The 13,818-nt window shown below is 41.6% G+C and carries 12 protein-coding genes; 3 read left to right on the top strand and 9 right to left on the bottom strand.

All coding sequences use genetic code 11. From position 1 onward, the window contains the following. Positions 1-8: 8 nt before the first annotated feature. From H3V00_RS03125 to H3V00_RS03085, 9 genes are all read right to left on the bottom strand, one after another. Positions 9-542 carry a hypothetical protein gene (locus H3V00_RS03125; protein WP_084584741.1) on the bottom strand — a complete coding sequence of 178 codons (534 nt, stop codon included), beginning with the start codon at positions 540-542 and terminating at the stop codon, positions 9-11. Between the two features lie 296 nt (positions 543-838). After that, on the bottom strand, positions 839-1,354 hold the full coding sequence (locus tag H3V00_RS03120) for a hypothetical protein (RefSeq protein ID WP_198206437.1): 516 nt from the start codon (positions 1,352-1,354) through the stop codon (positions 839-841). A gap of 107 nt (positions 1,355-1,461) precedes the next feature. Next, entirely contained in the window at positions 1,462-1,719 is a 258-nt protein-coding gene (locus H3V00_RS03115; protein WP_084586369.1) for a hypothetical protein, read from the bottom strand. A gap of 320 nt (positions 1,720-2,039) precedes the next feature. After that, positions 2,040-2,486, bottom strand: coding sequence for an SsrA-binding protein SmpB (smpB, locus tag H3V00_RS03110; protein ID WP_025330778.1), 447 nt, complete (start codon positions 2,484-2,486; stop codon positions 2,040-2,042). Positions 2,487-2,622: 136 nt separating this feature from the next. After that, entirely contained in the window at positions 2,623-3,963 is a 1,341-nt protein-coding gene (locus tag H3V00_RS03105; RefSeq protein ID WP_198206439.1) for an MFS transporter, read from the bottom strand. 94 nt (positions 3,964-4,057) lie between these two features. After that, entirely contained in the window at positions 4,058-5,074 is a 1,017-nt protein-coding gene (ilvC, locus tag H3V00_RS03100; RefSeq protein ID WP_025330776.1) for a ketol-acid reductoisomerase, read from the bottom strand. 86 nt (positions 5,075-5,160) lie between these two features. After that, complete coding sequence (ilvN, locus tag H3V00_RS03095; RefSeq protein ID WP_025331818.1) at positions 5,161-5,652, bottom strand: acetolactate synthase small subunit; 492 nt, start codon at positions 5,650-5,652, stop codon at positions 5,161-5,163. 12 nt (positions 5,653-5,664) lie between these two features. Then, on the bottom strand, positions 5,665-7,389 hold the full coding sequence (gene ilvB / locus H3V00_RS03090) for a biosynthetic-type acetolactate synthase large subunit (RefSeq protein WP_198206441.1): 1,725 nt from the start codon (positions 7,387-7,389) through the stop codon (positions 5,665-5,667). 389 nt (positions 7,390-7,778) lie between these two features. Further along, positions 7,779-8,636: a chorismate mutase gene (locus H3V00_RS03085; protein ID WP_084547321.1), complete on the bottom strand. Its 858-nt coding sequence runs from the start codon at positions 8,634-8,636 to the stop codon at positions 7,779-7,781. A gap of 240 nt (positions 8,637-8,876) precedes the next feature. Here H3V00_RS03085 and H3V00_RS03080 point away from each other — a divergent pair, with 240 nt between their 5' ends. Genes H3V00_RS03080 through H3V00_RS03070 form a run of 3 tightly spaced genes read left to right on the top strand, consistent with a single transcriptional unit; the run spans position 8,877 to position 13,809 of the window. Further along, positions 8,877-9,875: an HlyD family secretion protein gene (locus H3V00_RS03080; RefSeq protein WP_198206443.1), complete on the top strand. Its 999-nt coding sequence runs from the start codon at positions 8,877-8,879 to the stop codon at positions 9,873-9,875. Between the two features lies 1 nt (position 9,876). After that, a complete protein-coding gene (rbbA, locus tag H3V00_RS03075) occupies positions 9,877-12,681 on the top strand; it encodes a ribosome-associated ATPase/putative transporter RbbA (protein WP_198206445.1) in 2,805 nt (934 codons plus the stop codon). Beyond that, positions 12,682-13,809 (top strand): ABC transporter permease, encoded by a 1,128-nt coding sequence (locus H3V00_RS03070; protein WP_084565149.1) that lies wholly within the window; start codon positions 12,682-12,684, stop codon positions 13,807-13,809. Positions 13,810-13,818 lie beyond the last annotated feature (9 nt).

Raw genomic sequence — 13,818 nt, 5'->3', positions numbered from 1 at the left:
CAGTAAAATTAGATTGCTTTACCGGAATCTTTTAGTAGCTCTCTTCTTTCTTTTGCTAAATCTTCCAGAATAGTGATGAAACAGTCTTCAAAATTATAATCCTGATACTTCCATCGAAATGGCTTACCGAATTCCATGTAAAAATATATATCTTCTTTAATTACCCGGTTTTCAGTAAATCTTATGCAGAACTTAAATGTAGACCCTCTATTATAAGTAGGGTATTTAAGTTTAATAAATGTAATTGATTTAAGATAAGATATATCTATTTTTTTGTTTTCTATATATATTGCTTTTGGTGTGAAATAAACCTGTTTAATTTTTTTTCTTTTAGCTTTAAACAGTTTCCAGAAAAAAAAAGTACTTATTGCTGCAAGTAAAGCTATTAATGTGTTTAAAATCTGATCTTCAAATAATATATTTAACTGTTGATCTTTTAATATTATATTTAATAGGTACATAAGGCAAATATAAGCACCCGTAGCTCCAAAATACAAATGAATAAATGCATGATATCTTGAACAACAATGCCATTCTTTCATGATTTTTAAATATTGGGATCGGTCATTCATAAAATTTGAATATACAGTTTTTTAAATTAGGTATGGAATGTTAGTAATGGTGTTTGCATATATTGATGTATGCAATACTATTTTAACATAATTTAACTTTTTTGTCTGGTGAAATTATAAAATTCAATGTGATTTAAAGTGCACAAGAGCGGTTTTTATGTGATTAGATACAATGAGTAAAGTGATTATGTGATTTGATTTTTAAATAAAAATATGTTGGTAGATATTATTTTCCTTATTCAGATTCTACCAGCATGAATAACTTGTCATTCAGATATATAAGATGCTTTACCAGAATTTTTTAGTAGCTCTCTTCGTTCTTTTGCTATAGTTTCCAGAATAGTAATAAAGCGGTTTTGATAGTCATAATCTTCATTCCATTCAAATAGTCTATTACCAAATGCCATGTAAAAATATACATCATCTTTAATTACTGGGTTTTTGGTAAATTTTATGCAGAACGTAAATAGAGCTTTATTTAAACCAGGGTATGGTTGTTCAATCAATGTAACAGATTCAAGATAAGATATATCAATTTTTTTATCTTCTATATAAATGTCTTTTGATGTGAAGTAAACCTGTTTAATATTATTTCTTTTAGTTTTAAAGAGTTTCCATAAAAAAAGTGTACTAATTGCTGCAAGTAAAACTGTTATTATGCTAAAGTTTGGACATTTAAATAATATATTCATTAGGTACAAAAAACAAATATAAGCACCTACAGATCCAAAATATAAATAAATAAATGCATAGGCTCTTGAACAACAATACCATTCATGCATGATTTTAAAATCTTGTGGTCGGCCATTCATAAAATTTGAATAAACAGTTTTCTTAAATTAAGTATGGAGTCTGATGGTAAATAAAATATTTATTTAATAATTCATGTTTACCGGCATTTTCGCGGACTTTTTCCTTTTAGTTCTTCATTTGTCCTGATGTCGTAAATCCGGACTGTGGCTTTAGGAAATGCCTTACATAGTACAATTTTTGAGCGATAAATTCCTGTTCCTTGAGCCAGCATTTGTACTTTAGGTGCCAGGTCGTTACCATTTTCATCCAATGCAACGAGACGGTAATCTCCGTTTAATGTCATACAGCCGTTTAGCAATAAAATTATTGATAGCAGACCGATTTTCTTCATCATTACACACCCTGTATTGTTAATAATGCTTGCCTGTATTGATACAGTAATACAAGTTTAACATAATTTAACTTTTTTATGTCTAGTTAAATTTAACTATTTATTATATTGAGAATGGATATTAAAGGATGATATATAAAATACTGATTTAATAATAGATTATGATTAATTTAATTTGGTTTCTATGAAATATGATTTTCTGGAGTTTATTAGCTGTATTATTTTACCAGATAAAAAGAAATGCTTTAATTAGTTTAATTTTTTATTTATACGGGAAATTAATGAATTTAATTTCCCGTTTTATTATTAATATTTGCCAGGATTTAGCGTGTCTGTTTAAGCAGGCGTTGTTTCTCACGATTCCAGTCTTTTTCTTTGCTGCTTTGGCGCTTGTCATGCTGCTTTTTACCTTTGGCCAATCCCATATCGATTTTTACATAACCATGGCTGTAATGCATGTTAACAGGCACAAGGGTATAACCACTGCGTTCTACTTTGCCTATCAGTTTGTTGATTTCTGATTGTTTCAGTAATAGTTTTCGCTGCCGTACGGGATCGGGTTTTACATGATTGGATGCGGTGGGTAAAGCAGTAATGTGACTGCCAACCAGATAAAAAGCACCTTTTTTCCATTGGATATAGCTTTCTTTGATTTGTACTCGTCCGGCACGAATAGCCTTTACTTCCCAGCCTTCAAGAACAATTCCGGCTTCTATCTGTTCTTCGATAAAGTAATCGTGAAATGCTTTTTTATTGTTGATAATGCTCATTTTAGATATCTGCTACATAGTATTTTTATGTGTATTTTAGCAGAAAGATTTATTATGGAAACAGATTAAGCTAACACTAATGTGAATTAATCGCTAAGATAAAAAACCGATTGGTTAAATCGGTTTTTTATCTGTTTTAATTTTCAATTTCCTGTTTATGTGTTTCTGGTAGCAATAGTACTGCAATCATGCTGAGTAAACAGGCGGCAATCAGAAACCAGCCTATATATACTGTACCCTGTAAGCCATATGTTTTAACTATCCATGCTGCAGCAAACGGGGTAAGTGATCCGCCCAGAATACCGCCAAAGCTGAAGGAGATAGCTGCACCGGTATATCTTACGTTGGTAGGGAATATTTCTGGTAAGAATGCTGCTAAAGGTGTCCACAAGATACCCATTATAAACAGAGCAGAGGATAAGAAAATGGCAGCTGTAATGGCACTGGAAGAATTGATTAAGTCGCCAAAAAAGAAACCGATTATGATTGTGGCTATCCCACCTATCAGAAATACCGGGCGACGGCCGATTCTGTCTGAAAGCCATGCAGATATCGGGGAACCGACAGCCATAAATACAATAGCACCCATGAGAATGGATAAATACTCAATTTTATTAAATAATGCTGTACTTTGCCACTCATGCTTTGTAGTAGCATATTGCAAAGAAAATACGGTTGTTAAAAAGAATAGAGTAAAGCACGACGTGGCGGCCAAAGAGCCTAAAATAAGCTGATTGTAATGTTTGCGTACAGTGTCAGTCAGAGGGATTTTTACAGCACTCTGTCTGGCAACCATGGTACGAAAAGCATTACTTTCAATAATGGACATGCGAACATACATACCCAGACCAACCAGAACAATGCTCAGTAAAAATGGGATACGCCAGCCCCACGACATCATTTGTGCATTATCAAGATTTTTGGATAAAACAATGAAAATCAGGCTGGCAGTAATGAATCCGATAGGAGGCCCAATTTGCGGAAACATAGCAAAAAGAGCACGTTTACCTCTGGGCGCATTTTCGGTAGCCAGTAAAGCGGCTCCGCCCCATTCACCACCTAAGCCAAGACCCTGACAAAAGCGCAGGACGCATAAACAAACCGGTGCAATAATACCTGCCTGCTGATATGTCGGCAGAACACCGATCAGGGTTGTACTGATACCCATTATCAGTAATGATGCTATCAGGGTGGTTTTACGGCCAACTTTATCGCCAAAATGTCCGAATAATCCGGCACCAATAGGGCGGGCAACAAAGGCTATTCCAAAAGTAAGAAATGAGGACATGATGGCAATTGCCCGATCCTTGGTTGGAAAAAACAGGTCGCTTAATACGAGTGCAGCAGCAAGCCCGTATATGTAGAAGTCGTAAAACTCTACGGCTGTACCTACGAGGCTGGCAATCGCTACTTTGGTAGGGGAGTTCTGAGTAATTTTGTTTGCAGATTCAGACTGCGGAGCGGGTGGAGTAGTCATATTCTTTCTTGAATTCGGGGTTTAAAAAAAGCTTGTATATGAAAATGCATACACAAGCTTTTTGCTTTGTTACAAACAGACTTAAGCAGCTATATTAGTTTTTATCCTGATCAACCAGTTTGTTTTTGGCAATCCATGGCATCATGCTGCGTAACTGGTTGCCAATGATTTCGATAGGATGATCAGCATTCTGACGACGGCGGGCAGTCATTGATGGATAGTTGGTTGCACCTTCTACGATAAATGATTTGGCATAGTCACCATTCTGAATGCGTTTTAATGCCTCGCGCATAGCCTGACGTGAATGTTCATTTACGACTTGAGGGCCGGTGAAGTATTCGCCGTATTCGGCATTATTGGAAATGGAGTAGTTCATGTTTGCAATACCGCCTTCGTAGATTAAATCTACGATCAGTTTCATTTCGTGCAAACATTCAAAATAAGCCATTTCCGGAGCATAGCCTGCTTCTACCAGTGTTTCAAAACCGGTTTTGATTAATTCAACCAGCCCGCCGCACAATACGGCCTGTTCGCCGAAAAGGTCGGTTTCAGTTTCTTCTTTGAAGGTTGTCTGAATCACGCCGCCTTTGGTACCGCCATTGGCGGCAGCATAGGATAAAGCGATGTCGCGGGCACGACCGGTTGCATCCTGATGTACTGCAATCAGGCTGGGCACACCACCGCCTTTCAGGAATTCACTGCGTACTGTGTGACCAGGGCCTTTGGGTGCAATCATCACTACGTCAAGATTTTTGGCCGGAATAATCTGGTTGTAATGAATATTAAAACCATGAGCAAAAGCTACTGTGGCATTGTCTTTCAGATTAGGCGCGATTTCATTCTGATAAACTGCCGGCTGAAATTCGTCAGGTGTCAGAATCATCACTACGTCGGCTGCTTTTGTGGCTTCTGCAACTTCCCGTACGTCATGACCGGCATTTACTGCTTTATGCCAGGAATTACCGCTTTTGCGCAGCCCGACGATTACGTTTACACCTGAATCTTTCAGGTTGGCAGCGTGAGCATGACCTTGTGAGCCATAACCGATGATGGCTACGGTTTTGCCTTTGATTAATGAGAGATCTGCGTCTTTATCGTAATAAACTTGCATTGCTATTCCTTCAATTTAATGTGTTGATTTTAAAATCAGGGTTTTAATATGTTTTTAGGTCGGATAATGCTTTAAAAATGTCCGGCTTAAATACGTAACATGCGTTCGCCGCGACCTATGCCTGCTGCACCGGTACGTACGGTTTCCAGAATAAGGGTTTTGCCCACGGTATCCAGAAAGGCATCTAGTTTGCTGCTGGTGCCGGTGATTTCCACTGTATAGGTTTTGTCGGTTACATCAATGATGTGTCCGCGGAAGATATCGGTCAGACGCAGTATTTCATCGCGATCCTTGCCGGTAGCGCGCAGCTTAACCAGCATTAATTCACGTTCAACGTAGTTGCTGTCGTTCAGATCGATAACTTTGATAACTTCTATCAGTTTATTAAGCTGCTTGGTTATCTGTTCCATTACTTTGTTATCGCCGCTGGTGACAATTGTCATTCGTGACAGGGTTTTGTCTTCTGTTGGAGATACGGACAGGGAATCGATATTGTAAGCACGGGCTGAAAACAGACCAACAATACGGCTCATGGCTCCGGCCTGATTTTCCATCAGAATAGATAAAATGTGTCTCATGATGTGCTCCGGCTATTCTTCTCTCATATGTGGCGGTAAAACCATTTCATCCAAACCTTTACCATTGCCTACCATGGGATAGACATTCTGAGTACGGTCGGTAATGAAATCCATGAATACCAGTCTGTCTTTGAGTGCAATGGCTTCTTTCAGTGCACCTTCGATGTCGGCTGCTTTTTTCACTCTGATGCCAACATGCCCATAAGCTTCAGCCAGTTTGACAAAGTCAGGCAATGATTCCATATAGGTTTCAGAATAGCGGTTGTCATAATAGAGTTCCTGCCACTGACGAACCATGCCAAGGAAGCCGTTATTAAGATTGATCACTTTAATCGGCAGGCGATACTGATAACAGGTGGAAAGTTCCTGGATATTCATTTGTATAGAACCTTCACCGGTAATACAGAATACGTCTTCTTCCGGTTTAGCCAGTTTGGCACCCATAGCATAAGGTAATCCGACGCCCATTGTGCCCAGCCCGCCGGAGTTTAGCCACTGGCGCGGGCGTACGAATGGATAGTACTGTGCTGTAAACATCTGGTGCTGGCCAACATCCGATGTGATGAGGGCATTGTTGTCGGTTAGTTTTGCCAGTGTCTGGATTACTTGCTGAGGTTTGATAATTTCATCTGAACTTTCAAACCAGATGCTGTCACGGCTGCGCCAGTTTTCGATGTTTTTCCACCATCTGTCCAGTGCATTACTGTTAAAGTTCAGATTCTGCTTCTGCCACAGGGCTAGTAAATCAGCCAGAACGTTTTTAACATCACCAACAATGGGTACGTCTACTTTTACGCGTTTGGCAATGCTGGACGGGTCGATATCAATATGGATGATTTTTTTGCCATCGTCAGTGAATTTATCGGGTACAGAAATAACACGATCATCAAAACGGGCACCGACAGCAAGTACTACATCGGCATTTTGTAAAGCAATATTAGCTTCGTAGCTGCCATGCATACCTACCATGCCAAGAAATTGACGGTTGGTGGCAGGAAATGCGCCTAATCCCATCAGGGTAGAGACACAGGGTGTACCGGTAGACTGAATAAAATCGGTAAGGATGTTGCTGGCATTACCCAGGATTACGCCTCCGCCGTACAGTACAATTGGTCGTTTAGCTGCAGCCATCACTTGTGCAGCTTTTTTTATCTGACCTGTATGTCCCTGCGTAACGGGCTGGTAGGAGCGGATATTGATGTCTTCCTGCGGGTAGCTGAATTTCGCCATTGCCTGGGTCACATCTTTAGGCACATCAATCACTACCACACCGGGTCGGCCGGTACGCGCAATCTGAAAGGCTTTTTTAACTGTTTCTGCCAGCTCACTTACGTGGGTAACCAGAAAATTATGTTTTACACACGGGCGGCTAATGCCGACAGTATCGACTTCCTGAAAGGCATCAGTACCGATAGCAGGTGAGCCAACCTGACCGGATATGACCACGAGCGGGACAGAATCGGAATTGGCGGTGGCTATGCCGGTTATGGCATTGGTAGCACCCGGACCTGATGTTACCAGGGCGACTCCGATTTTTTCTCCGTTGCTGGCGCGTGAGTATGCATCAGCAGCATGAACTGCAGCCTGCTCATGACGGACAAGTATGTGGCGGAATTTTTTTAATTGAAAGATGGCGTCGTAGATTTCGAGAACTGCTCCGCCGGGATATCCGAAAACATATTCTACATTCTCGGCTTTGAGACTCTGCACGAGTATTTGTGCACCTGAAAGTTGCATATCAACCTCTTATGTTCTAGTAGTCCGACTGATACATTGCCAATGCATCTTCATCCGGTAAGATTAATAAGTGTAAACGGCGGTTTAGGGTACGCGAATATACTTATTGTGATGATCTGTTGGCTCTGCATCCGGTAGTCGGAATAGCAGGTTTGGGTTAGCTAAATGAGTGTTTACGATAAAACAGGTATAGATGTTAAGCAAGCGCTAATTTTGAAAAGAATGTTAGTTATATGATTATATTAATTTATTTTATACTAAAACTTTTATATTTTGCGCAATATTATACTTGTTTTAGACAAATTTAACGTTATAAATGATTAAATTTGTCTAAATTTATAAATAATATATGTTTTTATAAAATTATTGGTTTTGGACTTATTGTCCAGTTAATGTATGACAATATGAGCACCTGCAGCTTGTGCCAGTTGCATAAGTGTTGCACTGTCCATATAGGCATGAGCGAGACGGGAAATATTGGCCACAATGGGCAAATGAGTAATCTGTCTGGCTTTAACAATGGCTTCTACATCAAGCCGGTAAGGAGCGTTTCGCTCCAGACTTAATGTACCTGCTTCACCCAGCATCAGATGATGATTGCCCTTTAAGGCAATATGCTCAGCTGCAATCAGCCATTCATCTACCTGATGATGTTTGTCTTTGCAGAGTACAACCGGAATATTCAGACAGCCTACTTCGTTAAGGAGGGTGCGATTAGACATTAATTCTCCGCCCAGATAAATAATATCTGCTTCTGCCTGTAAAGCTGGTTCTAGCTGGCGCACATCCCTGATACGCAGCCAGACGGGCTTGTTGGCTGCATGTGCCTGCTTAATCTGTTGTTGCATGCTGATATTGGTTTGCGGCACTGTCGAATAAGGTGAAAATGCCTGATAAAAAGGATCGATAAAGACATTAGCTCTTTCCGGAAGCCGGGTGCCGCTCATGCTGTCGACTATATGAAAATGGTTGCCGCCAAAGTTCTGTCCTCGTACGGTGATAACTGTATCCTCGGGCTGACTTTCACGACTGATGATGCGCCAGTCCTGTAGTATGCGCATGGCTTTTTCAACGCCGGCAAGTGCTTCTAGTTCGCGTGGTTCGAAGACTCTTTCATCACCAACAGCTCCGATGATGGTGCGTTCTGCGCCACGGGATAAATGTTCGTGCAATCCGCGTCCACGGATAAAACTGATGACATTGCTGATCTGTGTTTCGGTTGCCTGACGCTGCATTACGATAATCATATCCGAATTCCTTGAAAACAGTATTCTGATTGTCAGAAAAAAACAGAATGCTGACAAGTGGCAATTAGTTGTTTAGCACTCAGAATTTGCTTGGCGTAATTTTCGCAAATATGTAACAGTAATAGTAAACTATTGTTATTGATGAAATGAATGGATATTTTATGTGTTAAATTGTGTGAGCAGGATATGGCGAGTTTCGTGATGCGGAACCAATAAAACAGTTTGTTCAGGGAAAAATAAATGAAAACAAAAAAACTGTTGTTTGTGTTGGTGGTATTGGTATTAGCTGGACTGGCAGTGTGGATTAATATGCGCAGCCATACTGATTTACCTGATGGTTTTGCTGGCGGTAATGGCCGTATGGAACTCAAACGGCTGGATGTGGCTACTTTATATGCTGGTCGTGTCATTGAGATGAAAGTGGATGAAGGTGATGTAGTCGCTAAAGATCAGGTTCTGGCTGAGCTTTCATCTGATCAGACCAGTAGCAAACTGGATGCTGCCCGTGCTGATAAAAAGCGTGCACAGGAAAATGTCTCTAAAGCAGAAGCAGAAATTGCCGCTCAGCAGCAGATACATAAGGTTGCTCAGATGGATTTGGATAATGCGCGTCAGCTTAAATCAGATGAGCTGGTATCTTCACCTGAATTACGCCGGAGACAGGCTGAACGTGATGCTGCAATAGCCAGAGTTAAATCTGCTCAGGCAGCCCGCGCTGAGGCTCTGGCGGCAGTACAACAGGCGCAGGCTCAGATTAATGCTACTTCTTCTGCTAATAACGACATGCTGATACGTGCGCCTAAAGCCGGGCGTGTAGAGTATCGTATTGCCGAGGCCGGTAATGTACTGGGTGAAGGTAATAAGGTTGTGTCATTACTTGATCCGTCTGATGTAACGCTGTCAGTGTATTTACCCACAGATACTATTGGTAAATTAAAGCTTGGGGATGAAGCAAGGATTATTCTGGACGGAATGAGTGCAGTCTGGCCGGCAAAGGTGGATTTTATTGATTCCAATGCTCAGTTTACGCCTAAGTTTGTGGAAACTCAGAATGAACGGCAAAAGCTGATGTATAAGGTTAAGCTGAAAATTCCCCCTGAGATTGCATTGAAATACAGTGGATTGCTTAAGGGCGGGCTGACAGGTAACGGATATATCCGTTTTGATAACAATAAAGCATGGCCGCAGCAATGGCAGGTAAATTTACCCAGTATAAAACAATCTGCCAAAGGTGCCTGATATGGATAGTACGGCCAGAGAGCAGGCTGTAACAGGAGAAGAATGGGCTGTAGATTTACGCCATGTTTTTCATCAGTACCGTCAGACGAAGGCATTGCAGGATGTATCATTGCAAATTCGGCGCTGTGCAACGGTGGGTCTGATTGGTCCGGACGGTGTAGGTAAGTCTACTTTACTGTCTTTGATTGCCGGTGTAAAAATTATTCAGCAGGGCGAGGTACTGGTATTTGGCGACAGTATGGCGGACAAGCATAGCCGGCAGTCGCTAAGCCACCGGATTGCGTTCATGCCGCAAGGGCTTGGTCAGAATCTTTATCCAACATTGTCGGTTAATGAAAACGTAGATTTTCATGCTCGTTTATTCGGTTTGCGCGGACGTATGCGTCACGAACGCATTGCGCGTTTGTTGCGGGCAACAGGATTATCACCTTTTGCTGACCGGCCGGCCGGTAAGCTTTCCGGAGGCATGAAACAGAAATTAAGTTTATGCTGTGCACTAGTGCATAACCCGGAATTACTGATTCTGGATGAACCAACTACTGGGGTGGATCCGTTATCGCGCCGGCAGTTCTGGCAGTTGATTGATGAATTGCGGGCAGAAAATCCAGATATGACGGTGATTGTGGCCACGGCGTATTTTGATGAAGCAAAGCGCTTTGAATATCTGCTGGCAATGGATAATGGTCGTCTAATTGTCAATGCGCCCACTCAGCAGGTTTTAGATGATACCCATACGGATACGCTGGAACAGGCTTATGTAAAACTTTTGCCCGAAAATAAACAGAATAAATCGGGCAGTCTGCAACTAACGCCGTTTGTTCCGGATAAAGACTCTCCTCCGGCGATTGAGGCAAAAGATTTAACCAAACGGTTTGGTGATTTTATTGCCGTTAATAATGTTAGTTTCAGGATTGAGCGAGGCGAAATTTTTGGTTTTCTTGGTTCGAATGGCTGTGGTAAATCAACAACCATGAAAATGCTGACGGGGCTGTTGGATGCCAGCTCCGGTTCTGCTGAGCTGTTAGGTCATACGGTTAATGCCAATGATATGACGACACGGATGAAAATCGGTTATATGTCGCAGTCGTTTTCTTTATATGAAGAGTTAACGGTACGACAGAATCTGGTACTTTCAGCCCGATTATACCGTATGGATGCTGCCCAGATTGATTCTGCTGTTCAGCAGTCTTTGCAGGAATTTGATCTGCTTGAATTTGCAGATATTCAGCCCAGTGAAATGCCGCTGGGTATCAGGCAGCGTTTGCAGCTGGCAGCAGCCTGTCTGCATCATCCTCAGGTATTGATTCTGGATGAGCCTACATCCGGGGTTGATCCGGTGGCCAGAGATATGTTCTGGCATCATCTGCTAAATTTGTCGAGAAATCATCGCACTACTATTTTTGTCTCTACGCATTTCATGAATGAAGCGGAGCGCTGTGACCGGATATCATTCATGCATCAGGGACGGGTTCTGGCTATCGGGACACCAGAAGAACTGTGTGAAAGTAAAGATACAGATGATCTTGAAACCGCATTTATTGATTATTTGCAAGAGGCTGTAGATAAAAATCAGCCTAAATCTCAGGTATCTGCTTCTGATGCAAAAGAAACCCAAAACACCGCGCATGAAAACGGATTTACTCAATCTTCGGGTAAAACAACGGATGTTGATAGCCTGGCTTACTGGCTACAGACTATATGGACATTTGCTGTACGCGAAGGCAAGGAATTACTGCGCGATAAAATTCGTTTATTCTTTGCTTTGTTCGGACCGGTGGTGTTAATGATGATGGCTGCATGGTCAGTATCTTTTGATGTTGAGCATGTTAAATTTGCGGTAATAGACCGTGACCAGACGGTAGAAAGCCGCGCTTTGATTGAGCAATTTCAAGGTTCACGTTATTTTACTTTCACTGGCAATCTTCACAGTGCTGCTGAGATTGATAATACGCTTAAGGTTTCCAATACCAGAATGGTGATTGATATCCCGCCACATTTTGGTCGTGATCTGCTGCGTGGCAATAAGCCGGAAGTGGGCTTTTATGTTGATGGTACGATGCCGTTTATGGCAGAAAATATTAAAAGTTTTATTTTATCGACACTAAATAACTATACAGCGATGAAATGGACTGAAACAGGTTTGCCAATCTCTCTTAAGCCGGCTGCGCAGATTGCGCCACGCTATGTTTATAATCAGGATTTTAAAAGTATTTTTGCAATCACCCCCGGTATGATTATGATGGCAATGATGCTGATACCGGTAATGATGACGGCTCTCGGAGTAGTGAGAGAACGGGAAATCGGTTCAATTACTAATTTGTATACTTCCCCCGCATCGGTTAGACAGTTTCTGATTGGTAAACAGCTTCCATATGTTTTTGTTTCTTTTCTCAGCTATCTGATTCTCGTATGGCTGGCCGTAGTGGCATTGGGTGTGCCTGTGCGTGGCAGTTTTCTGGCGATGAGTCTGGGTGCTCTGGCATTGATATTTGCAGCGACAGCTTTCGGTTTATTGATTTCCAGCTTTGTAAAGTCGCAGGTGGCTGCCATTTTCGGTTCGGCAATCTTATCATTAATTCCAGCGCTGAATTTTTCCGGTCTGCTGTATCCGCTGTCTACACTCAGCGGGGTTAATTATTGGTTTGGCTGGAGCTTCCCGACTGCATGGTATCAGTTAATCAGTTTAGGCGGTTTTACTAAAGGCTTAGGCTTTCTGGACTTTATTAATTATTACTTGATATTAATGGTATTTTGTCTGGTATACGTTTTTCTGGCCGGCTGCTTACTGAAGAAGCAGGAGGTATAGATGCTGCAATGGTTTAAAAATGTATGGGTGCTGAGTGTAAAGGAGCTGAAAAGCCTGCTGAGTGATGTGGTTTTAATTGCATTAATGGTAGTCGTGCTGTCTTTAGCCATTTACTCAGTTGCAACCAGTATTACTACCGAAGTGCGCCATGCTTCAGTTGCCATTATGGATGCTGATCACAGTGTTTTGTCTTACCAAATTCGTGATTCTTTGCTGGAACCTTATTTTAAACAGCCGGTAGAAGTAAAGCGTGAAGAAATTGATGCGGCTATGGATAAAGGTGATTATGTCTTTGTACTGGATATTCCGGCCAATTTTGAACGCGATGTGGTCGCAGGACGGTCTCCTACCATTCAGGTGCTGGCTGATGCAACGTCAGTAACTCAGGCTGGTATAGGTTTTAATTATTTAAGCCAGATTATTGATGCACAGACACGTTCTTTTTTACATCAGCACTCTGCAGTGAAGTTATCTCCGATTACGCCGGTGTTAAATATTCAGTTTAATCCTAATGGTGAATCCTCATGGTTTATCGCTACGATGAATGTAGTATCCAATCTGACTTTACTGGCGATTATTCTGGTCGGTGCCGCGGTAATCCGTGAGAAAGAGCACGGTACGATAGAACAGTTGCTGGTTATGCCGGTACGACCCAGTGAAATTGTGATGGCCAAGATTTTTGCTAATGGTGCGGTTATCTCAGTAGCTTCTCTGCTGTCTTTATGGCTGGTTATTCAGGGCTGGCTGCATATACCGATAAACGGCTCAATATTTTTATTTAGTATGGGCATGTTTATTTATTTGTTTTCTGTGGCGTCTCTGGGTATCTGGTTTGCAACGCTGGCTCCTACCATGCCGCAGTTTGGTTTGTTATGTTTGCCGATTTATGTGGTAATGCGTTTACTTTCAGGCTCTGAATCGCCATTGGAAAGTATGCCGGCAGTTTTTCAGTATATAACTTGGTTTTCACCGGAAACTCAATTTACTCAGTTTAGTCAGGATGTGCTCTTTCGGAATGCCGGTCTGGATATTGTCTGGCCGAAAATTTTGATGATGAGCATAATGGGTGTGTTGTTTCTGGCTCTGGCGCTATCGCGATTTCGTGGCATGCTGGCACAGCATTCCTGATGCTTACAC

The sequence above is a fragment of the Snodgrassella sp. W6238H11 genome (assembly GCF_016100525.1).
GTDB classification, from domain to species: Bacteria; Pseudomonadota; Gammaproteobacteria; order Burkholderiales; family Neisseriaceae; genus Snodgrassella; species Snodgrassella alvi.
Note: the sequence above shows the minus strand (reverse complement) of the source record. Positions and strands in the feature narration are given on the sequence as shown.